Annotated in this window: 28 protein-coding genes and 1 pseudogene; 20 read left to right on the top strand and 9 right to left on the bottom strand. The window is 29.8% G+C overall.

Features of this window, described 5'->3' with window-relative positions:
- The first annotated feature begins 9 nt into the window (after positions 1-9).
- The 10 genes from eutL (at position 10) to KQI18_RS10075 (ending at position 7,396) form a co-directional block, all read left to right on the top strand.
- Complete coding sequence (gene eutL / locus KQI18_RS10120; RefSeq protein ID WP_216467713.1) at positions 10-663, top strand: ethanolamine utilization microcompartment protein EutL; 654 nt, start codon at positions 10-12, stop codon at positions 661-663.
- Between the two features lie 4 nt (positions 664-667).
- Positions 668-1,441: a BMC domain-containing protein gene (locus tag KQI18_RS14345; protein ID WP_216467712.1), complete on the top strand. Its 774-nt coding sequence runs from the start codon at positions 668-670 to the stop codon at positions 1,439-1,441.
- Positions 1,442-1,443: 2 nt separating this feature from the next.
- A complete protein-coding gene (locus KQI18_RS10110; RefSeq protein WP_216467711.1) occupies positions 1,444-2,913 on the top strand; it encodes an acetaldehyde dehydrogenase (acetylating) in 1,470 nt (489 codons plus the stop codon).
- 90 nt (positions 2,914-3,003) lie between these two features.
- Entirely contained in the window at positions 3,004-3,288 is a 285-nt protein-coding gene (locus KQI18_RS10105) for a BMC domain-containing protein (protein ID WP_024621466.1), read from the top strand.
- Positions 3,289-3,371: 83 nt separating this feature from the next.
- The gene (locus KQI18_RS10100) at positions 3,372-4,157 is read left to right on the top strand and encodes a cobalamin adenosyltransferase (protein ID WP_216467710.1); all 786 of its coding nucleotides are present in this window, start codon (positions 3,372-3,374) and stop codon (positions 4,155-4,157) included.
- 9 nt (positions 4,158-4,166) lie between these two features.
- A complete protein-coding gene (eutD, locus tag KQI18_RS10095; protein ID WP_216467709.1) occupies positions 4,167-4,790 on the top strand; it encodes an ethanolamine utilization phosphate acetyltransferase EutD in 624 nt (207 codons plus the stop codon).
- 19 nt (positions 4,791-4,809) lie between these two features.
- Positions 4,810-5,517, top strand: coding sequence for an ethanolamine utilization protein (locus KQI18_RS10090; RefSeq protein ID WP_216467708.1), 708 nt, complete (start codon positions 4,810-4,812; stop codon positions 5,515-5,517).
- A gap of 16 nt (positions 5,518-5,533) precedes the next feature.
- Complete coding sequence (locus KQI18_RS10085; RefSeq protein WP_216467706.1) at positions 5,534-5,806, top strand: EutN/CcmL family microcompartment protein; 273 nt, start codon at positions 5,534-5,536, stop codon at positions 5,804-5,806.
- 27 nt (positions 5,807-5,833) lie between these two features.
- On the top strand, positions 5,834-6,925 hold the full coding sequence (gene eutH, locus KQI18_RS10080) for an ethanolamine utilization protein EutH (RefSeq protein ID WP_216467705.1): 1,092 nt from the start codon (positions 5,834-5,836) through the stop codon (positions 6,923-6,925).
- Positions 6,926-7,396 carry a cupin domain-containing protein gene (locus KQI18_RS10075; protein WP_216467704.1) on the top strand — a complete coding sequence of 157 codons (471 nt, stop codon included), beginning with the start codon at positions 6,926-6,928 and terminating at the stop codon, positions 7,394-7,396.
- 140 nt (positions 7,397-7,536) lie between these two features.
- On the opposite strand, the gene KQI18_RS14340 is transcribed toward KQI18_RS10075, so the two are convergent.
- The 3 genes from KQI18_RS14340 to KQI18_RS10060 form a co-directional block, all read right to left on the bottom strand.
- Positions 7,537-7,677, bottom strand: a complete 141-nt coding sequence (locus tag KQI18_RS14340; protein ID WP_216467703.1) for a tyrosine-type recombinase/integrase — start codon at positions 7,675-7,677, stop codon at positions 7,537-7,539.
- Entirely contained in the window at positions 7,671-8,156 is a 486-nt protein-coding gene (locus KQI18_RS10065) for a site-specific integrase (protein ID WP_330654401.1), read from the bottom strand. The genes KQI18_RS14340 and KQI18_RS10065 overlap by 7 nt, the downstream gene beginning before the upstream one ends.
- Positions 8,157-8,246: 90 nt before the next feature.
- Complete coding sequence (locus tag KQI18_RS10060) at positions 8,247-8,465, bottom strand: helix-turn-helix domain-containing protein (protein WP_216467701.1); 219 nt, start codon at positions 8,463-8,465, stop codon at positions 8,247-8,249.
- Between the two features lie 720 nt (positions 8,466-9,185).
- Between KQI18_RS10060 and KQI18_RS10055 the strand changes: the two genes are divergently transcribed.
- Together KQI18_RS10055 and KQI18_RS10050 are read left to right on the top strand one after the other, a co-directional pair.
- Positions 9,186-9,392: a hypothetical protein gene (locus KQI18_RS10055; protein WP_216467699.1), complete on the top strand. Its 207-nt coding sequence runs from the start codon at positions 9,186-9,188 to the stop codon at positions 9,390-9,392.
- 14 nt (positions 9,393-9,406) lie between these two features.
- Positions 9,407-9,643: a hypothetical protein gene (locus tag KQI18_RS10050; RefSeq protein WP_216467698.1), complete on the top strand. Its 237-nt coding sequence runs from the start codon at positions 9,407-9,409 to the stop codon at positions 9,641-9,643.
- Positions 9,644-9,872: 229 nt separating this feature from the next.
- Here the strand turns inward: KQI18_RS10050 and KQI18_RS10045 are convergent, their stop codons facing one another.
- Together KQI18_RS10045 and KQI18_RS10040 are read right to left on the bottom strand one after the other, a co-directional pair.
- Positions 9,873-11,105 (bottom strand): MFS transporter, encoded by a 1,233-nt coding sequence (locus tag KQI18_RS10045; protein ID WP_216467697.1) that lies wholly within the window; start codon positions 11,103-11,105, stop codon positions 9,873-9,875.
- 821 nt (positions 11,106-11,926) lie between these two features.
- Positions 11,927-12,556 (bottom strand): GNAT family N-acetyltransferase, encoded by a 630-nt coding sequence (locus tag KQI18_RS10040; RefSeq protein ID WP_216467696.1) that lies wholly within the window; start codon positions 12,554-12,556, stop codon positions 11,927-11,929.
- Between the two features lie 250 nt (positions 12,557-12,806).
- On the opposite strand from KQI18_RS10040, the gene KQI18_RS14335 reads away from it, so the two are divergent.
- Positions 12,807-12,929: a hypothetical protein gene (locus tag KQI18_RS14335; protein WP_272876226.1), complete on the top strand. Its 123-nt coding sequence runs from the start codon at positions 12,807-12,809 to the stop codon at positions 12,927-12,929.
- A gap of 62 nt (positions 12,930-12,991) precedes the next feature.
- On the opposite strand, the gene KQI18_RS10035 is transcribed toward KQI18_RS14335, so the two are convergent.
- On the bottom strand, positions 12,992-13,462 hold the full coding sequence (locus KQI18_RS10035; RefSeq protein WP_216467695.1) for a ferritin-like domain-containing protein: 471 nt from the start codon (positions 13,460-13,462) through the stop codon (positions 12,992-12,994).
- Between the two features lie 102 nt (positions 13,463-13,564).
- Between KQI18_RS10035 and KQI18_RS10030 the strand changes: the two are divergent.
- The 4 genes and pseudogenes from KQI18_RS10030 (at position 13,565) to KQI18_RS10020 (ending at position 15,815) form a co-directional block, all read left to right on the top strand.
- Positions 13,565-14,353, top strand: a pseudogene (locus KQI18_RS10030) (RNA ligase family protein).
- On the top strand, positions 14,354-14,515 hold the full coding sequence (locus tag KQI18_RS14575; protein ID WP_420372071.1) for a hypothetical protein: 162 nt from the start codon (positions 14,354-14,356) through the stop codon (positions 14,513-14,515).
- Positions 14,499-14,822, top strand: a complete 324-nt coding sequence (locus KQI18_RS10025; protein ID WP_216467694.1) for a hypothetical protein — start codon at positions 14,499-14,501, stop codon at positions 14,820-14,822. The genes KQI18_RS14575 and KQI18_RS10025 overlap by 17 nt, the downstream gene beginning before the upstream one ends.
- Before the next feature lie 270 nt (positions 14,823-15,092).
- Positions 15,093-15,815 (top strand): DUF5714 domain-containing protein, encoded by a 723-nt coding sequence (locus KQI18_RS10020; protein ID WP_216467693.1) that lies wholly within the window; start codon positions 15,093-15,095, stop codon positions 15,813-15,815.
- Positions 15,816-15,872: 57 nt separating this feature from the next.
- On the opposite strand, the gene arsM is transcribed toward KQI18_RS10020, so the two are convergent.
- From arsM to KQI18_RS10005, 3 genes are all read right to left on the bottom strand, one after another.
- Positions 15,873-16,631: an arsenite methyltransferase gene (gene arsM, locus KQI18_RS10015; RefSeq protein WP_216467691.1), complete on the bottom strand. Its 759-nt coding sequence runs from the start codon at positions 16,629-16,631 to the stop codon at positions 15,873-15,875.
- Positions 16,632-16,746: 115 nt separating this feature from the next.
- On the bottom strand, positions 16,747-17,487 hold the full coding sequence (locus KQI18_RS10010) for a metallophosphoesterase family protein (protein WP_216467689.1): 741 nt from the start codon (positions 17,485-17,487) through the stop codon (positions 16,747-16,749).
- A 4-nt stretch (positions 17,488-17,491) separates the two neighbouring features.
- The gene (locus KQI18_RS10005) at positions 17,492-17,884 is read right to left on the bottom strand and encodes an ArsR/SmtB family transcription factor (protein WP_216467687.1); all 393 of its coding nucleotides are present in this window, start codon (positions 17,882-17,884) and stop codon (positions 17,492-17,494) included.
- 247 nt (positions 17,885-18,131) lie between these two features.
- Here KQI18_RS10005 and KQI18_RS14570 point away from each other — a divergent pair, with 247 nt between their 5' ends.
- The 3 genes from KQI18_RS14570 (at position 18,132) to KQI18_RS14200 (ending at position 19,871) form a co-directional block, all read left to right on the top strand.
- The gene (locus KQI18_RS14570; protein ID WP_420372069.1) at positions 18,132-18,248 is read left to right on the top strand and encodes a hypothetical protein; all 117 of its coding nucleotides are present in this window, start codon (positions 18,132-18,134) and stop codon (positions 18,246-18,248) included.
- Complete coding sequence (locus KQI18_RS10000) at positions 18,220-18,648, top strand: hypothetical protein (protein ID WP_216467686.1); 429 nt, start codon at positions 18,220-18,222, stop codon at positions 18,646-18,648. The genes KQI18_RS14570 and KQI18_RS10000 overlap by 29 nt, the downstream gene beginning before the upstream one ends.
- A gap of 1,079 nt (positions 18,649-19,727) precedes the next feature.
- On the top strand, positions 19,728-19,871 hold the full coding sequence (locus KQI18_RS14200; protein ID WP_236887730.1) for a hypothetical protein: 144 nt from the start codon (positions 19,728-19,730) through the stop codon (positions 19,869-19,871).
- Positions 19,872-19,932: the final 61 nt, after the last annotated feature.

Genomic DNA, 19,932 nt, shown 5'->3' with positions numbered 1-19,932 from the left:
GTATATAATATGAAAAATGATATGATTCGTCCAAATATATTGGGGACAAAGATAATACCAAATATAAGTGTTGAAATGGCAGAGAAATTAAAATTAAAGCCACATCATAAAAGTTTAGGACTTATAACTTCGGATTGTGACGATGTTACTTATACAGCATTAGATGAGGCTACTAAAGCTGCAGAAGTTGATGTTGTTTATGCTAAATCAATGTATGCAGGTGCTGGAAACGCATCTACAAAGATTGCTGGAGAAGTAATAGGTATAATAGCAGGACCAAGCCCAGCAGAAGTTAGAAGTGGATTAAATGCAATAATTGATTTTATGGAGTATGGAGCTTCATTTATTAGTGCAAATGAAGATGATTCTATAGTTTACTATGCACATTGTGTGTCAAGAACAGGTACTTATCTTTCAGAAGTAGCAGGAATAAGAGAAGGTGAAGCTTTGGCTTACTTAGTAGCACCCCCTTTAGAGTCAATGTACGCTTTAGATGCTGCGCTTAAAGCAGCAGATGTTAAACTTTGTGAACTATTTGAACCTCCTACAGAAACCAACTTTGGAGGAGCTTTACTTACAGGATCTCAATCAGCTTGTAAAGCAGCATGTGATGCGTTTGCAGAAGCTGTTAAGTCAGTTGCTGAGAATCCAACAGGATTTTAATTAAATGAAATCTTTAGGATTAATAGAAGTTATAGGTTTTATTTCAGCTGTTGAAGCGAGTGATACGTGCTTAAAAGTTGCAAATGTAAACCTATCTAGAATTGATAGAGTTGGCGCAGGAATAGTAACTGTGAGTATAGTTGGAGACGTAGGAGCAGTAAAAGCAGCAGTAGATGCAGCGAAAGTAGCTGTAGAGAAAATAGGAACTCTGAGATCTGCTCATGTTATACCGAGATTAAATTCAGATGTTGAGGAGTTTTTATATAAACAGATAAAAAATGAAAATTATGATGTGGACAGTAAAATAGAAAAGAAAGAATCAAATATAACTGACCATGTAATATCAAATGATACTTCAGATTCAATGATTAATGAAAGTCAAACTGCAAACTCTGACGTTGTTTTTAATCGTAATCTGGAAGTAGATATAAAAACAAAAACAGATACAACAGCAGAAAAACAAGTAGAAACAGATACAAAAGCAGAACTTAAATTGAATTTGAATACAAACATATCTGAATCTGATGAGTCTAATTATATTAATGAATCAATAAAAATAGACGAAACAGAATCAAAGGCTGAAATAATAAATACCAACGAAACTCTTAATTCAAAAACACTAAAAATAGGAATTTCAGATTTATCTAAATACAGTGTTAAAGAATTAAGAACTAAAATCAAAACACTTGATGCTTCAGTAAGTGCAAATGCGTTAAAGAGAATGAAGAAAGAGGAGCTTATAAAGTATTTTGATAAGTTAAATAGAAAGGATAATTAGATATGGAACTTGCAGATAGAGACTTAATATCTATACAAGAGGTTAGAACTCTTGTAAAAAGATCAAAGATTGCACAAGCAAAATTAGCAAAATTCGATCAAGATCAAATAAATAAAATAGTAAAAGCAATTGCAGATGCAACTAGTAAAAATGCATCAAGATTAGCTAAGATGGCTAATGAGGAAACTGGCTTTGGAAAATGGGAAGATAAAATAGTAAAAAATACTTTTGCTTCACAAGGTGTTTATGAGTATATAAAAGATAAAAAAACTGTTGGGATAATTAGTGAGAATTCAAAAGAAAAGACAATAGATATAGCTACTCCAATGGGAGTTGTAGCTGGATTGATACCATCTACTAATCCAACTTCAACAGTGATATATAAAACCCTTATATCTTTAAAATCAGGAAATACTATAGTATTTTCACCACACCCAAATGCTAAGAATTGTATTATCGAAACTGTAAAAATAATAAATGAAGCTGCAACAAAAGCTGGTTGCCCTGAAGATGCAGTACTGTGTATTACAACTCCAACTATGCAGGCAACTAGTGAACTTATGAAGCATAAAGATACAGCGATGATACTAGCTACTGGCGGAGAAGCAATGGTTAAGGCAGCTTACTCATCAGGAACACCAGCGATAGGGGTAGGACCTGGAAATGGGCCAGCTTTTATAGATAAAAGTGCAGATGTAAAATTAGCTATAAAAAGAATCATTGATTCTAAAACATTTGACAACGGTGTAATTTGTGCATCTGAGCAGTCGATTGTTGTAGAAAAATCTATGGAGGAATCAGTGGTAAAAGAACTAAAGGCACAGGGAGCTCATTTACTTACAGATGAAGAAAGTAAAAAGTTATCTAAATTCATACTGAGAGCCAATGGAACTATGAACCCTAAAATAGTTGGAAAAAGTGTAGCACAAATAAGTGAACTTGCAGATCTTAAAGATGTACCAAAGAGTGCTAAAGTATTAGTAGCAAGAGAAACTAGAGTAGGTGCTGATGTTGCTTATTCAAGAGAGAAGCTAGCACCAATTCTAGCGTTCTACGTTGAAGAAAATATAGAAAAAGTATCTGAGAGATGCAGAGAAGTCTTATTAAATGAAGGTGCAGGTCATACTTTCTCAATGCACGCAAATGATGAGGATTTAGTAAAAAAATTCGCTTTAAACATGCCAGTATCAAGAATAATGGTAAACACTCCATCAGCGCTTGGAGGAATTGGAGGATCAACAAATCTTGTTCCAGCTCTTACTCTTGGTTGTGGTGCAATAGGTGGAAGTTCAACATCTAATAATATCGGTCCACTTGACTTAATAAATATAAAAAGAGTTGGCTATGGTATAAAAGAACTTGATGAAATCAGAGGAAATCAAACTAACGTAGATAGTAATGTACTAGACACAGTTGGCAAAGAAGAATTAATCGATATGCTTGTTGAAAAAATAGTAAAAAAATTAGTATAAGAAAAATTAACTAAAACAAAAACCAAACTAAAACTGTTAGTAATAATTAAATATTAAAATAAATAATATAAAATTTTGGAGGTAATAGATATGGCAAACGCAAACGCATTAGGAATGATAGAAACTAAAGGATTAGTAGGAGCTATAGAGGCTGCAGATGCAATGGTTAAAGCAGCAAATGTTCAATTAGTAGGTAAAGAGCAAGTTGGTGGTGGATTAGTAACTGTAATGGTTAGAGGAGATGTTGGGGCAGTTAAAGCTGCTACAGATGCAGGAGCAGCTGCAGCTGAAAGAGTTGGAGATCTTGTATCAGTACACGTTATACCAAGACCACACTTTGAAGTAGATGCTATACTACCAAAGGTAACTGAATAATACTGGATTAAGTTTGAAATCTAACAAAAATGTGCTACTTATTTTAGTAGCACATTTTATCCATCTGATAGGAGATGAGATATATGGGAGTTATAACAGAAGCGGAAATAAGAAAGCATTTTATTAAAAATAAAGAAATGAAAACTTTCTATATAGAAAAAAATCAGATTGTGACTCCATCTGCAAAATCATATTTATCTGAAAAAAATATTGATATTAAGTATATGGATAGCAAAGAGGATTTAAATGATAGTATAGAAAATAATTCTGATAAGAATTTAAAAAATGATATAAATAAAACTAATGAATCCTTAAAAAAGTATAAGTATACTACAGTATATGGAGGACATATGGAAGAAAAGCCTGAACATATGACTCAACTTAATGGTAACTTGCTTGTGTTTAAGGATCATAAGAGAATTGTTCTGAGGGGTAAGATAGACTCTCTTGAAACTAAAATACTCGAATCTCAGCTTATATGTGTAAAAAACAATATGGAGAAATTGGCTAAGGATCTAGATGAAGTGCTATCTTTTATAAGAACTATTCTAAGATGTGAAGTATTGGATGAACCATTAGAAGAATTTACACTACTTGGATTAACCCCTCAAGAACTTAGAGAGAAATCTCACTATCCAAAAAAATACTTTGGCATAGACCATGAATATATAAGTTACAAAATGGGTGAAGTAGTAGTGTCATTAAACAGTATAAGAACTGAAGTTAGAGAAGTTGAATTAACAGCGTATGAAGCTTTTAAGGGAGAATACGGTCGGATGCATAGGGAAGATTTGATGAGAGGTTTAAATAGATTGTCTTCTCTGTGTTGGATTTTGATATATAAAGTCAGAACAGGTGAATACAAGTAAGGTGGTTATATGGAAAATTTATTAAACGAAATTGTTGAAGAAGTAATAAATAGAGTTAAAAAAGAAGCGTTTATTGAAGTAGAAGCCTCTGGAAGACATGTGCATTTAAGTAAAGCAGATATGGAGGCCTTATTTGGAAAAGGTTATGAGCTTACTAAAGCTAAAGACTTATCTCAGCCAGGACAATACGCTTGTAAAGAGAGAGTTATGATAACAGGCCCTAAAGGAAGTTTAAAAAACGTAATAGTGTTAGGACCATGTAGATCAAATACACAAGTAGAAGTTTCTCTTACAGATTTGGCTTCATTAGGTCTGAAAGCTCCAGTTAAACAAAGTGGAGACCTAGAGGGAACTCCTGGATTAAAAATATCTGTAGATGATAAAGAAGTAAATGTAAATGAAGGTTTAATAGTCGCTAAAAGACATATACACATGACACCACAAGATGCAGAAAAATTTGTTGTACATGATAATGAAGAAGTTAATGTAAAAGTTTTTGGAAATAGACCTCTTGTATTTGAAGGTGTAGTTGTAAGAGTTAATGCAAATTACAAAACTTATATGCACATCGATTATGATGAAGCTAATGCATGTGGATTTCAAAAGGGAACATTCGCTAAAATAGTAAAGTAGCCTTTAGGAGGGGAAAAAAATGAATTACGATTTTCTTGTAAATAGTATAGTAGAAGAATTATACAACAAAATAAACGACTTAGAAATTTACAATAAACCTAAAGCAGTAGTACTATGGCCAAATAGCGATGATGAAATGAATATATTAAGAGATGAGTTTGAAGTAGAAGAATTCTCTGACAACACAAAAAATTGTGATTTAGTAGTTATATCTAGGCTTTGTATGCGAGGTTTGTGTAACTTGGCTACAGGAAACAGTACTTCTCAAGAAGAGAGATTTATTCTTAAAATGCTCATGAAGGGTAAGAAAGTATTTATTCTTGAAAATAATTTAGAATATAGAAGATATAAAAAGACAGCGCCAAAAGCTCTATATAATAAATATGTAGAATATGAGCGTGAAATATGTAAATATGGTATCAACTTAGTAAAAGATGTGACTTGTATAACTTTAAATAAAGATTCTAGACGTAATGAAAACAATAGCAATGAAAATAATCATGAAAATCCAAAATATACCCATAATAATATTGAAAGATACATTGATAATAAAAACTCAGAAGATAGATCACTAGACTTTAGTAAAAAGAGATTAATTTCTGAAAGTGATTTAAGAAAAATCAAAACTGTTGAATTAAAAGAAGTAATAGTTAATAAAAAAACTATAATAACTCCACTTGCAAGTGATTTTATCAGAATACATCACTTGAATTTGATAAGAGTTTAAGGAGTAGGAGTATAATATGGAGATAGGAAAAGTTGTAGGAAATGTTTGGGCGACTAGAAAAGACGAAAAATTAAGTGGACAAAAACTTTTAGTTGTTAAACTATTGAAAAGTAAAAGTGAATATAAAGATGGATTTTTAGTCGCAGCGGACAATGCAGGTGCAGGAAACGGTGATTTAGTTTTGATCACTAAAGGAAGTGCAGCCAGAGAATCTCTAGAAAAAAAATCGATACCTGTTGATGCGTCTATAGTAGGAATAATAGACGAATTAGAGGTAGATGACGAATAAAAATCTTAACTTAAACGGAGGAAAATTATGAGCATAAATGAAATCATAATTTATGTAATGGTAATATTTATGGCACTGGGGGCAATTGACAAGTGCATAGGAAATAAATTTGGTTTAGGTGAGCAGTTTGAAGAAGGTATTATGGCTATGGGTTCTCTAGCTGTTGCAATGGTAGGAGTAATTTGTCTAGCACCAGTTTTAGCGAATGTACTTAGACCAGTAGTTGTTCCTGTATTTGATATGCTAGGTGCAGATCCAGCAATGTTTGCGGGAAGTTTACTGGCTAACGATATGGGCGGAGCTCCACTAGCAATGGAGCTTGCTAAAGATCCACAAGCAGGTTTGTTTGGGGGACTTATAATAGGTGCGACTATGGGGGCTACAATAGTTTTTATTATACCTGTTGCTCTAGGAATAATCGAAAAAGAAGACCAAAGATTTTTAGCTACAGGAATACTTGCCGGAATTATTACAATACCTGTAGGTGCGTTTGTAGGTGGAATAGTAGCAGGATTCCCTGTTATGATGGTTATTAAAAACCTTGTACCTATAATATTATTTGCAGCAATAATAGCACTTGGACTAATTAAATTTGAGAGTGCAATGATAAAAGGATTTACTTATTTTGGTAAAGGTGTTGTAATAGTTATAACATTAGGATTAGCAGCAGCAATTGTTGAGGCGCTTACTGGAATCGTTGTTATTAAAGGTATGAATCCAATAAAAGATGGAATAGAAATAGTTGGTGACATAGCAATTGTACTAGCAGGAGCATTCCCACTAGTATTTGTAATCACTAAAGTATTTAATAAACCTCTTATGGCACTTGGAAAAGTATTAGGAATTAACGATATAGCAGCAGCGGGTCTAGTTGCAAGTTTGGCTAACTGCATACCAATGCTTGGAATGATGAAGGATATGGATGACAGAGGTAAGATTATTAACGTTGCATTTGCAGTATCGGCTGCATTTGTTTTTGGTGATCACTTAGGATTTACAGCAGGTTTTAATCAAGAAATGATAACTCCTATGATAATTGCTAAATTAGTTGGTGGAATTACTGCTGTAGCACTTGCTATGGTAATAGCTAGTAAGATGCTTAAAAAGGAGAATGCATAAATGGATATAAATAATATAGATAAAAGCGTATTAGAGAAGTTAGTAAGAGAAATATTAGAAGAAAAGTTAACGTCATCAAAAGATGGAGTTGATTTTATCAGAAATACAGATCAAAGTGGTATAACATCTATAAAGCTACCCACTGTTAAAGTTGATGAAAGCAATAGATTAGATACTGGGAATTCAAATGATGTTGTGTACACAAAAGATTTATTTACATTAGAAGAGAGTCCAAGACTTGGTTGTGGTGTAATGGAAATGAAAGAGACAACTTTTGAGTGGACACTTGACTACGACGAAATAGATTATATAATTGAAGGTACATTAGATATATTAATAGACGGACGAAAAGTATCTGCAAGTGCAGGAGAACTTATATTAATACCTAAAGGTAGTAAAATACAATTTTCTGTAAAAGACTATGCTAGATTTATATATGTTACTTATCCTGCAGATTGGGCAAATAGTTAATTGATTAATTGTGTGGTGCTTTAGAAATATTTAAAAATCAATGGTTTTAGCATTTAATGCAAATGCGTAAAATATTAGAATAAAATAGAAATTTATAATTTGCCACCATATTGCCACCGTTGAGTAATTTTGGTGGCAAATTATAATTTATCAAATAAATCAGCAACTTTTCTTTGTGATTCTTCTGTAGTATGTGTATAGGTATTTAATGTTATATTAATGTTTGCATGTCCTAATCTTTTCTGAACATCTTTAGGCGTAACTCCGTTTTGTATTAACATACTTCATGTGTATGACGCAACATGTGAAAATTAAACTCAAAACCCAGCTTGTTTTTAACTGTAATACCTAGCTTACTAGAAATTGTTGTATTTCTTGTAAAATTGCCATTTTTACTTGTGCATACTATGTTTGCTATAGGATAATCTTTATCATGGTAAAATTCACCTAATTTCAACTTCATTTCCTTTTGATATATTTTATGTTCTTTCAGAATTTTAGTTAAAGTGTCTCCTATAGTAATCACTCTATAAGATGATTGTGTTTTTGGCGTATCAATTTTATGTTTTCTCGTCGCCTCATCAAGAACCATTGTTTTTTTAATATTTATAGTTTTTTTCTTAAAGTCAATATCATCCCATGTTAATGCACATACTTCACCACATCTCATTCCTGTGTAATATCCAATTTGCAATAAGATGTGATATAAGTCTCCTTTAGGAAAGGCTTCTAACAATTGGTTAAATTGTTCTTTTGTTATGGTTTGAACTTCTTACCATATAGCTCTACATAATAATACAAGATTATAGATACAAATGTCGACAAAATAAACGATCTCTTTATGTTAAACTTAGCGAAATTTTTGAAAAGTATCCAGATTTTTATTCATTAGTAAAATATAAAATAAACGAAGAGAGAGAGACAGAAGTTGACTTCTTTTTCCTGTTTCATAACCGTTATATGTAGTAATTGGCATATCCAATCTTTTAGCCATTTCCTTTTGCATCAGATTTAAATCTTCTCGAACTTCTCTTAGCCTTTTAGCAAATACATTTTCTTTATAGTTCATTTTGAATAATCCTCCAAGATTTTAATTTATTTAATAAATATATATTACTATAAAATAGTGCAGAAAATGTAAATATGACTCACGCTTATTTAAATGGAATTCACAACAAGTAGCGAGATAAAAATATAACTACATATGAACAACTAAAAACCTATGAGCTAGGTGTAAGAAATGAACAGGAAGCCAAGGAGAAAAAACCAACTAGATATCAAGTTATAGACCAAAGAAAAATAGACGTTAATTTGTGTATTCTTACTTGGCCGTTATCTTGAATCAAGGAGAATTGAAAGATTTTATAAAAATATAATAATTTGGTTTCGGAAAATAAAAAATTTAAGAGAGATTATGAGTATTTTCGAAATAGATTAGGACTGAATAAATTACTGATGCTGATGTGGGATGTAAGTAATATGGACAAAAGTTGCAATAACTATTATTGGCATAGTGCTATAGATGAGATGAATGCATTAAAAAATTAAAATCAAAAGAACGTGAATGTGAAGTTCATTGAATGTGAATGCGGAAATGAGGCAGAATATATTTCAGATAACGAATTTTACTATACAGATTGTCTTATGCAAAGTTTTGGTCTGGATTAAAGCACAGAAACTCATTATAGTCTTGATGGAACATATTAAGGCTCTAACGATGATATGGACGTGTTTATAGATGGTATAAAAAATTGCGGTTATACTATTGAAAATTTGGAGGCTAAGTAATATGGATTACAAACCATCTTTAGTAAAAGAATTAATGTCTGAGATAGATAGTATCAAGAGTAAACATAAAAAGGAAATAGAACAAGCAAGACAATTAAAATCAAATAATAAATTTTCTTTCGAGGTATTAGATTTAGTAGAAAAATATGCAGATAAAATATTTGATGAAATTAGTTTTGCTTACTCAGATTTAGTAGATAAAGAATGAATGGGAGGTAAGTATTGAAAGTTGAATTTACAATACCAGTAGAGTGTGTCAGCAAGGATAGACCAAGATATGATAATGGACATGCTAGGACTACAGTTAAAACAAAATATTTTGAACAGTCAATAAAGTATCTATATTTAAAAAGACATTATTTTGAGGGATTAATCAAAGTAAGTATTGATATCTACTCTAAGAAGCCTAAGAAACCTAGCTACTTTAGACTACAAGAAAGATATAGACAACATGGTTAAGGCTAAAATACAAGAGAAGTGAAGCAGTTAGCCATAGCATTATTTGGAAGCAATGTTTTTAGTGAAAAGGATCCTAGCTTGTTTGATTTAATAGATATATAAAGGAAATAGACATTATTCTATTTCCTTTATATATGTTATTTGGTTATACTATACTTTATAATACCAACAAAACTATAAAGAATTTCTTTTTAAAATTCATTTAATCCATAATTAGCTTAAAGTAATATTAATACTGACTCATTACTTTAATATTCTTATTAGTCTTACAAATAACTGCTAGTATTACAGTAAATACTCCTGATATTAAAAACCAATTATTTATTCCTATTCTTTCAGATACAAACCCTGCTACTAATAGTCCAACTGGTGTTGCAATTAGCATCATACTTGTCACTATACTTATTACTCTTCCTAATATACTTGGATCTATTATAGTTTGAAGCAATATAAAGTAGCCCGAATTGAAAAGTGGAGAACATAATCCCATAATTAATGTAAGTACTCCAAATATAAGAATTTGACTTTTTGGTAAAAATCCAGAAATTATAAGTGGTAATCCAAATAATAAAAGTGCTATGAATACTAAATTTATTTTCTTAATTTTATTACTTATAATACCTATCAATACAGACCCTAGTAGCATTCCTATTGCAAATACCATCTCTATAGCTCCGGCTTGATTAGATCCACCATTAAAGTGGCTATTTACTATAAGAGGAAATAACGTGCCCACAGGTATACATAATACTGCGTTTATAGACATTATGATAGTAAGAGCGTATAATCCATTGTGATTTTTTAATTGCGTATATCCATATTTAATTTCTTTAAAAACTCCACTATTTTCAATATCTTCATTGCTTTTAACTGCATTTGGTATGCTTACAATTTTTAAAGTAATTACTGCTAATATTGCCCCAACTATATCAATTAATAATATATATTCTATATCTAAATACCCCATCATGAGTGCACCAATAGCAGGCCCTAATATATTTGCGCCGGACTGAATAAATTGGTTTACACTGGCTGATAATCCTAATTTTTCTAAAGGTACTATCATTGGTATAGATGCTTGCATAGAAGACGAGTGAAAGCTACTTCCCACAGATCTAATAAATAATACAAAGTAAACTAAATTTACAGATTCTGTATTATTAATAAAACTTATAGACAGCATTAATGTTGCAAGTGCTACTGTTGAATCTGATATCATCATTATATTTTTTCTATTATATTTATCGACTATTGTTCCTATAAAAGGACCAAGTATAGCTTGAGGTAGTAATCCTACAATAGCTGATATAGAAAGTACTATAGCTGAATTAGTTTTTACTGTTAAGTACCACATAATTGCGAATTGAACTACGCTACTTCCTATTATTGAGAATGCTTGACCGAAGGATATTGTATAAAACACTTTTTTCCATTGGTTGTTATTTTCTATATTATTATTCATTAATTTATTCTCCTCGTTTCTTATTTTAATTTTAAATTACTATTTTCTATCGCACATACATAACATATTTTCATAATTTTTCATGAAAAGTTATAGTACTTCTGTTTGTTTAAGGATATAAAAAAATCACAGGTGGTGCCTGTGATTGAGGTAAATAAGAAGATATCTTTTTATTTTAAAATTTTTGTAAAATCCATCATTAAATAAACATATAGTTAAAGTTTTTTAACAACAAAAAAAGACTACCTGATAGTCTTTTTTATTTTAATATATAAACGAGTTTATTAAAAATAGACGGACTAATCCCATTTACCCTGTTTTCACAAACAGAGCCTTTAAACAATATTCAATTACTTGTTTAAAGTTTGGAAACGTAGTCTCATAGATGCTGTCATTTTCAATAATCCTCCTTGTAAGTTCAAATTTAATCCTTATTTTATAAGGTCTTATACATTATATATAAAATACATCATTATTTCAATATATTTTTTAAATTTTGGTTTAAAACTTCTTGTACTATTGCTTTAATATGAATAGCTGTGTAAAACAAAATAAATTAAATTTAAGAACTCTAGAAATAAGGTTCTTTTCTATTGCCGATTTATTGCCTGATTTTAGTATAAAAATATGAAATAATTGTTTTGTGGAAAAATATTCCACAACCAAAACTTAATAACTGGCTAGGTTTAGTTTAAGGGAACCTGCTTGGAGGTAAATATGAATAAATTAAAAAATTACGAATTACATAACGGAGACTGTCTATATATTATGAAAGATATTCTGGATAAGAGTATCGATCTAATTCTGTACGATCCCCCACACTAAAACAAATACTTATTGTATCCAGTATAATAATTCTCCTTATGAAGAATGTATCTATAGCAAACAGTATCTTTTGTATTTAAAAGAATAGATTTAAATAGTTTATTTTTTTTGGTCTTTTTATTTGTATTAGAAAATTTTTTTGTAACTGTTTCTAGATATATAAATCCTAAATTCTTGAGCGATTTAGTTGAATTAGAGTTTTCTTTATATGTTTCAGCTATGATTCGTTTTAAATTTAGATGTGTAAATCCATAGTTTATCATAGCCTCAGTAATTTCTGTAGCATAGTCATCTCCCCAATAATTTGGATTTATACAGATGCCTATTTCAGCTTCCTCATCGCCAGGCTTTATATTGTTAAATCCCTGATTTCCTATGACTTTATTATCTCTTTTAGAAACTATTGCGTAGTGTCCTACTCTCCCTTGGTTATAATTATTTATAAAATACTTTTTTATAAACCTTTCAGTATCTTTTATATTGGAATGTTTTTTTATTGGTAAATACTTTACTACAATGTCTTTACTATAACATTCATACAAATCTTTTGCGTCAGATAGTCTCACAGGTCTTAAAAAGCAATTTTTACTCTCTAGCGGTTTCATTTGTGAATACTCATTACTCATACTATCCTCCCCCTAATATCATCATCTATATTATTGTATTTATTTACTTGAATTTAGTTCGCAATACAAAATAGCAGATGAATTTAAAAGCTATAATAAATTCAGTCAAATTAATTAATAGTAATATAAAAAATTATAAATATAGTTGTGATAAAAAGATTTAAGTTAACTTATTTAACTAATTTATAGCTCTAATTTTTATGCTTAAAACAATTTAACATTGACCATACTATCTATAAGAGGTGATAGTATGGATATATTCGAAGAAAAAGGAATAGAGAAGCATCTTGATAATGTGACTAAGTTTGTAGGTAATGACTTTAATGATACATATGGAAAAGTGGTTGAGTGTGGTTGGGAAATAGAAAATTAATGTAACGTAAAAAGGTAGCTAAATTGCTACCCTATTTTACTATATCTAAGTTAACAGATTATTTAAGTAGAAAGTAATTTAGACAGTAAATCAACGTGATTTAGTTCTTCAGATATTATATTTGAAATCAAATATCTATCAGAAGGATATTGTAATCCATTCATTATGCTTCTATATTTTTGGACAGATTCTAAAGTTTCTGCAAGAATGTTTTGCAATCCTTCTATAAGATTTTTAGGTGGCTGAAAAATTCCTTCATATAATGGTGCGTGAGTGCCTGTAAGTCGATAATACATATTATACAGTATGTTTGCGTGAACTAACTCTTCATCTTTAATAAATTCTAAAATCGTTAATAATTCTTTTGTCTGAGCTGGAGATAGAGTAGGTATAGGAGAAAGTTCATCTATTTTAATTTGATCAATCAACCACTGATAAAATTGTAAGTGTCTTTCTTTTAATATTATAGATTCCACTAGCATATCTATTGTATTCTGAAAAGGATTCGGATCTGGGTATAGACCTTCATACATAATAAACCTCCTAAACGTTTTACTATAGATATATGTTTTAAATAAGTTTTAGATACTTATTAAATAATTGCTTAAAATCACTCACCATTGATCATACTACACATGAGAGATGATTACATGGATATATTTGATGAAAAAGGTATTAAGCCTATGCTAATTAATGAAACTAATGAGGCTTTTGATTCTCCTGATTATATATTCGAACTTAAATTAGACGGAATTAGATGTATTGCATATTTAGATAAAGATAGTACGGATTTGAGAAATAAAAGGGATTTTAAGTTGATACCAAGATTTCCAGAACTAGAGTATCTACATAAATATGTAAATGAAAAATGTATACTAGATGGTGAACTAATTGCAATGAACAATGGTGTACCAAACTTCTATGAATTGCAAAGAAGAACTTTATTAAGTGGTCCTTTTAAAATGCAACTATCCGCAAAGAAATATCCAGTATCTTTTATAGCATACGACATTATTTACTATAAAGATGAATTAGTTACGGATTTACCATTAATAGAACGAAAGAAGTTACTAGAGAAGACTGTTAAATAGATGGATAGATTTGCAATATCTAGGTATATAGAAGGAAAAGGAAAAGCATTATACCAGGTTGCAGAGAATCAAAAGTTAGAGGGTATTGTTGCAAAGGACAAAAACAGTATATATTGGTTCGGTAAAAAGAGTAGAGACTGGATAAAAATTAAGTATATGAACGATGAAGACTTTGTTGTATGCGGTTATATATTAAAAGAGAATAATATGACTAGTTTAGTAATTGCACAATATAATGAAGAAAACAAATTGATATATAAAGGACATGTAACATTAGGTGTTAGTCTTAGAAAACTTAATCAATATAAATATAAAAAAGTTAGTGAACCATAAATTAAGTACGTACCTAGTGGATCTAATAACGAAGATACTGTTTGGCTAGAGCCAACTTTAGTATGTACAGTGGAATATATGCTGAATGATAAGGACAGTTTGAGGCAACCAGTTTTAAAAGGAATAAGAGAAGATAAATTACCGAATGAATGTAGAGAATAGTGATTTTTATAATATTTGTATATATCGATTACCTGGATATCCAATATGTAGTAATGATATAAGAAAAGACTGTGTTTTATATAGCAATGATGCAGACAAGACGATTGCCGAAGTATTTGCATGGAGTAAAGAGAACTGTGTTGTTATGGATATAAAAGATTCTAAATCATATACAGCGGATAATTTATTTATCGTTGGTTGTAGGACAGAGGAAGCACTAAGGAAAATGAACTTACCAGATAGATACACAGTATTTAATGGTGTAGATAGATGGGATACTTTAAATAAGGTATTAAATAGGAGATAAGGCTAGCTTAATTGCTAACCAATTGTCATACTAAAACCAGGAGGTTGATAGTATGGATATAAAAGATATATTTAGTTACGATCCAAGATGCTATGCTAATCTTGCAATGTAGTTTATATCAAAGGAAATGTAAATTTAGTTTAGATTTATTAATTAATAAAAAAATATTTGCAAAAAAGTTAAAACTTAGCTATATTAAAAATTATTAAAATATATAACTATATCTGGGATTATAAAAAATAGTTTTACATATTAAGGGGTGAATTAAAAATGAATAAGTTTAATTGTTTAATTTGTAATGAGGAAGTACTTTACGAAAATGAAAGTAAAGAAAGAGTTTGTTATTTCTGTAAAGAGACTTATGAGTCAGCTATAGTATGCAAAAATGGACACTATGTATGTGATGCATGTCATAGTAGTGATGCATATACAGCTATAACAAACTATTGTTTAAACACTAATAGTATAAACCCATTAGAAATGGCATTAGATTTAATGAAGCATCCAGCTATTAAGATGCATGGACCAGAACACCACTACTTAGTTCCAGCTGTATTAAGTACTGCATTTTTAAATAAAACTAAGGAAAAAGAAAAATTAGATAATTTACTAAATGAATGCCAAAAAAGAGCTAAAAATGTATTAGGGGGATTCTGTGGGTTTTACGGAGCATGTGGAGCTGGTGTAGGATGTGGTATTTACACTAGCTTAATACAGGAATCAGGTCCTATGAATAAGGAAGAATGGGGACTTTGTAATTTAATGACATCAAAGGCACTTGAAAGTATCAGCAAATTTGGAGGACCCAGATGTTGTAAAAGAGATTCTTTTACGGCTATAGAAACAGCAATAGATTTTACTAAAGAGTATTTAAATGTTGAGCTAGAAAAAACTGTAGACTTAAAATGCAATTTTAATAGCTTAAATAAAGAGTGCTTAAATAGCAAATGTAAATTTTATAGCGAAAGTGTCTTAGATTTAGAAGATAATTAGTTACTTATATATATATTGTAGTAGAAAATAGAAAGTATCTCCCGAAGGAGATACTTTCTATTTATTAGCTGTAACTGAAGCGGACATGATATACTCACCTACATTTAAATTATGCCCCCACTTCTCTTCATATTCTTTAGAAACAGGCTTTATGTCTATTTTTATATTTTTAAATTCTGAATTTGTTAAGTAAATTTCTAACTCTTCAACTGAAGAGGCACCTGTGACTCAGCCACAATATAGCTTTTCATCTTGTTTCATTTCTTGAGTTAAATCTTTCATAAGTACTATGTCTGATATAGATAATCTACCACCAGTTTTAAGTACTCGATAAGCCTCATCATAGACTCTTTGTTTGTTAGGAGATAGATTTATAACACAGTTTGAGATTATAATATCAACTATGTTATTTGCTACAGGAAGATTTTCTATTTCTCCAAGTCTAAAATCTACATTTTTATAATTATCATTAATCGCATTATTTCTTGCTTGGCTTAACATTTCTGGAGTCATATCTACTCCTATAACTAAACCTTTATCTCCAACTTTTTTAGATGCTAAGAAACAATCAAATCCAGCTCCACTACCTAAATCAAGCACAGTTTCACCCTCCTTTATATTTGCTACTAAATGAGGATTTCCACACCCTAAACCTAAGTTTGAATCTTTAGGTACAGTTTCAATATCGTCATTAGAATATCCTATACTTTTAGATATATCTCCTCCACAACAACTAAAGCCAGGTTCATTTGTTACTATTTTCTTATAGCTATTCCTAACTATATTTTTTAAATCTCCATTAGTAAAATCTTTCATATTATAAGCACCACCTTAATTAGACACTCTTAGGTCTATTTCTATAATTTTATTTTGTTTTTATATTTAATTCTCTACATATAATTTTTGCTGTTTGCTCTGCCACTAGATATTTTTATTTTGAACCTTCTCTTATAAGTCTTGCAAAGTCATTTGAAAGTATTTCATTTGCTTCTATTTCATGTGCCATTTTTTCAAAGTCATATTTTACTTCTATAATTTCTACTTCTACGCTTGATAGAGTTTTAGATATTTCATCTTCATTTTTTATATCTATAATCACATAGTTTGCATTAGGATTGCCTGTTTTAGGTTTTCCGACACTTCCAGCATTAACAAGTAATTTTTCTCCATAATACTTAGCATATGGTATATGAGTGTGGCCACAAACTAATATATCATCAACTAACTCACTCATAACTTCATCTGCTTCTTTTGAGTCTTGTTTTAAATACTCATTTATAAGCCTTGTGCTACCATGCACAAACCTTATAGCTTTATTATCAAAGGTAAAACGTAATTCTTTTGGTAAATTTCTTAAGTATTCTTTATTTTCATTGATTGTAGCTTGGCCTGTAAAATGCATTGAAAGTCCCGCTTTTTCAGCATCTTTAGGATCAGGATAATCACATCCACAAACTATTTTTAAGTTACCTATGGCGTCATCATAATTTCCCATTATAGTAAGTATCTTATTTCTCTTTAAAGTTTCAATAACCTCATTTGGTCTTGTCCCATAACCTACTAAATCGCCCGTACATACTGTAATATCTACATCTTTAGTTTCAATGTTAGTTAACACTGCATCTAGGGCATATATGTTACTATGAATATCTGAAATAACTGCTATTCTCATGGTTTTACCTCCTGGATTTTCCCTTAATTTCCGAAATTATATCTTTTACCTGAGAAACTGTATCACATTTTAAATTGGCAGCCTTATAAGCTTTTAAGATAGCAGAGTCTTCCTTTAATTTTTGCTCATTATCTAACTCTTTATCTAAAATAACTTTTATAAAGTTAAATTGATTTAGAGTATCTTCATCTAATTTGTAGTAAATAAATTTTGCGTCTTTATAAGATTCAACCAAGCTAACATTTGTAAGCTTACTTAAATGTCTAGATGCATTAGATTGTATAATTTCAAGTATTGCCTCTATCTCACAAACACAAAGAGCCCCATCTCTTAAAATATTAAGTATTCTTATTCTAGTTTCATCGCTTAAAGCTTTTAATATTTGTATAATTTCCATAATAACTCCTTTTCATATTAACATATTCACTTATAATCATATGATATGCTGAAAAATGTATTTTGTAAATGTAAATTAACTTTTTGATTTTAATTTCAACAATATTTTAATTTAATAAACATCCATTTAACTAACTTATGTACTTTTAAATAGTTCAATATATACTACGATTACGAACTAATAAAAATATAATCTACCATATAATTTTACCCCTTAGTAATTCTTCAGTTTGGGTTCAAGTCTATCTATGAGAGGCATAGTAAATTCAATAACCACAAAGAGACACCTAGAAACTTACGAGGATGTTAAAATAGTTTTATATAAATTAGTAGAAAGTGTATCAGAAAGACTTAGAAAGACTTAGAAAGCACGGTTTTGTCTGCAGTACTGTACAAATAACAATAAGAGATAGTTCTTTAATGTCATACGAAAGGCAAGGTTTTTTATTAATTCCTTGCTGCACAACAAATGGAATATTTGATAAAGCATTCGAATTGTTCAAGGCACATCATTATTCTTTTGTTCCTGTTAGAAAGCTTGGAGTGCGTGCTTGTAATTTAACTAATTCTAATTATGTACAAATGTCATTTGATATTCGTTTTGTAGATATGCAAAGACATGAGAAAATAGATGAGACTATTGATAATCTAAGATGTAGATTTGGGCATTATGCAGTTCAAAGAGGAATATTGCTGGTTGACACTGAATTATCTCATATAAATCCCACGGAAGATCATGTTATACATCCTGCAGCATATAGATAATATAATTGTAAAAATTAATTAACTTGAAAGAGTATCATGCTTTATGTTTAATCAAAAATGAAGAGAAGAATTATTCTAGTTTTATTGCGAAACTACCTACTTTATTGTAGGTAGTTTTTTATGTAATAAATAATGAATCTTAATTAAATTTACACAAAAAAATAGAGGGATCTAAATAAATAGATTTCCCCTAAGGCCACTAATCGATTACGCTTAACGTTTATAAACGAGTTTAAGAACGCTATGCTTGTTATTCACTTGTGTAATAAAGTGTATACATAATGTTTTTTAAATGTGCATGTCTCCTAGTTTAAATTTATATTGCCACCATTTTGCCGACCTAAAACACAAAATTTAGAATATGCGCTATAGAATTCTATAGTTAGATTTATTAGAGTTGGCAGTTTTAAAAATAGTATTTTCAATATGTTGAATGTATTTTAAATATATTCTATAGTTAGTTATAAAATAGTAAGACGTATAAATGTTACTTATCCTGCAGATTGGGCAAATAGTTAATTAATTGATTAAATTCAATTTTGTTTTTAGATGATATTTTTATATTGTATCAAATAGGCATCCCAATTCTTTTAATGAAAAATAAGAGAAATGATGGGTGCTATATATAGGACCTTATAACTCATTTGCTACGAAACTAATAAAAATTAAATGAAATTTCAACAGAACTATTAAGATAAATAGGGATATGTTATAATTGTAGTAGTAATAATTATAAAAATTGATTGATTTTTATAATATATTAAATGGTTTTATAAATTTGTAGGAGTATATCTTTTGACAGAAAAAAGTAAAATTGAGTCTCAGAATTAGGTAGTATTGCAGTAGCATACTCCGGAGAAATTGACAGTAATTCCTTTTAAAAGTAGCGAAGGATACATTAGGATATAATGTAATTGCAGTTACAACTGTCTATATGAAGTCCTTTAAAAGAATGCGGATTTACTAAATCTGAAATTAGAGAGTTTTCATATAAATTAAAACTTGAAACATACGATAAACCAGCTTTTGCATATTTAACAAGTAGAGTTCCATATGGAACAAGGATTACTGTCGAAAAGTTGCGTACTATAGAGGAAAGTGAGAACTACCTTATAGACCTTGATTTTAAACAGTTTAGAGTTAAATTGCATGATAATATTGCAAGAGTTGAAGTAGATAAAAAAGAGATTGAAAAATTTTTTGTAGGAAATACTATTTTGTAGGAAATACTATGGAAAAAGTAGATAAAAAACTTAAAGAATTAGGATTTAACTATGTTACATT

The organism is Metaclostridioides mangenotii (assembly GCF_018917235.1).
GTDB lineage: Bacteria > Bacillota > Clostridia > Peptostreptococcales > Peptostreptococcaceae > Metaclostridioides.
The sequence above is the reverse complement of the archived record's forward strand: the minus strand, read 5'-3'. Positions and strand labels throughout refer to the sequence as shown.

Excerpts from the sequence above, each read along its gene's own strand:
- eutL (WP_216467713.1), top strand. The coding sequence starts at position 10 with ATGAAAAATGATATGATTCGTCCAAATATATTGGGGACAAAGATAATA.
- KQI18_RS14345 (WP_216467712.1), top strand. The coding sequence starts at position 668 with ATGAAATCTTTAGGATTAATAGAAGTTATAGGTTTTATTTCAGCTGTT.
- KQI18_RS10110 (WP_216467711.1), top strand. The coding sequence starts at position 1,444 with ATGGAACTTGCAGATAGAGACTTAATATCTATACAAGAGGTTAGAACT.
- KQI18_RS10105 (WP_024621466.1), top strand. The coding sequence starts at position 3,004 with ATGGCAAACGCAAACGCATTAGGAATGATAGAAACTAAAGGATTAGTA.
- KQI18_RS10100 (WP_216467710.1), top strand. The coding sequence starts at position 3,372 with ATGGGAGTTATAACAGAAGCGGAAATAAGAAAGCATTTTATTAAAAAT.
- eutD (WP_216467709.1), top strand. The coding sequence starts at position 4,167 with ATGGAAAATTTATTAAACGAAATTGTTGAAGAAGTAATAAATAGAGTT.
- KQI18_RS10090 (WP_216467708.1), top strand. The coding sequence starts at position 4,810 with ATGAATTACGATTTTCTTGTAAATAGTATAGTAGAAGAATTATACAAC.
- KQI18_RS10085 (WP_216467706.1), top strand. The coding sequence starts at position 5,534 with ATGGAGATAGGAAAAGTTGTAGGAAATGTTTGGGCGACTAGAAAAGAC.
- eutH (WP_216467705.1), top strand. The coding sequence starts at position 5,834 with ATGAGCATAAATGAAATCATAATTTATGTAATGGTAATATTTATGGCA.
- KQI18_RS10075 (WP_216467704.1), top strand. The coding sequence starts at position 6,926 with ATGGATATAAATAATATAGATAAAAGCGTATTAGAGAAGTTAGTAAGA.
- KQI18_RS14340 (WP_216467703.1), bottom strand. The coding sequence starts at position 7,677 with ATGTTAATACAAAACGGAGTTACGCCTAAAGATGTTCAGAAAAGATTA.
- KQI18_RS10060 (WP_216467701.1), bottom strand. The coding sequence starts at position 8,465 with ATGAACTATAAAGAAAATGTATTTGCTAAAAGGCTAAGAGAAGTTCGA.
- KQI18_RS10055 (WP_216467699.1), top strand. The coding sequence starts at position 9,186 with ATGGATTACAAACCATCTTTAGTAAAAGAATTAATGTCTGAGATAGAT.
- KQI18_RS10045 (WP_216467697.1), bottom strand. The coding sequence starts at position 11,105 with ATGAATAATAATATAGAAAATAACAACCAATGGAAAAAAGTGTTTTAT.
- KQI18_RS10040 (WP_216467696.1), bottom strand. The coding sequence starts at position 12,556 with ATGAGTAATGAGTATTCACAAATGAAACCGCTAGAGAGTAAAAATTGC.
- KQI18_RS14335 (WP_272876226.1), top strand. The coding sequence starts at position 12,807 with ATGGATATATTCGAAGAAAAAGGAATAGAGAAGCATCTTGATAATGTG.
- KQI18_RS10035 (WP_216467695.1), bottom strand. The coding sequence starts at position 13,462 with ATGTATGAAGGTCTATACCCAGATCCGAATCCTTTTCAGAATACAATA.
- KQI18_RS10025 (WP_216467694.1), top strand. The coding sequence starts at position 14,499 with ATGAATGTAGAGAATAGTGATTTTTATAATATTTGTATATATCGATTA.
- KQI18_RS10020 (WP_216467693.1), top strand. The coding sequence starts at position 15,093 with ATGAATAAGTTTAATTGTTTAATTTGTAATGAGGAAGTACTTTACGAA.
- KQI18_RS10010 (WP_216467689.1), bottom strand. The coding sequence starts at position 17,487 with ATGAGAATAGCAGTTATTTCAGATATTCATAGTAACATATATGCCCTA.
- KQI18_RS10005 (WP_216467687.1), bottom strand. The coding sequence starts at position 17,884 with ATGGAAATTATACAAATATTAAAAGCTTTAAGCGATGAAACTAGAATA.
- KQI18_RS14570 (WP_420372069.1), top strand. The coding sequence starts at position 18,132 with ATGAGAGGCATAGTAAATTCAATAACCACAAAGAGACACCTAGAAACT.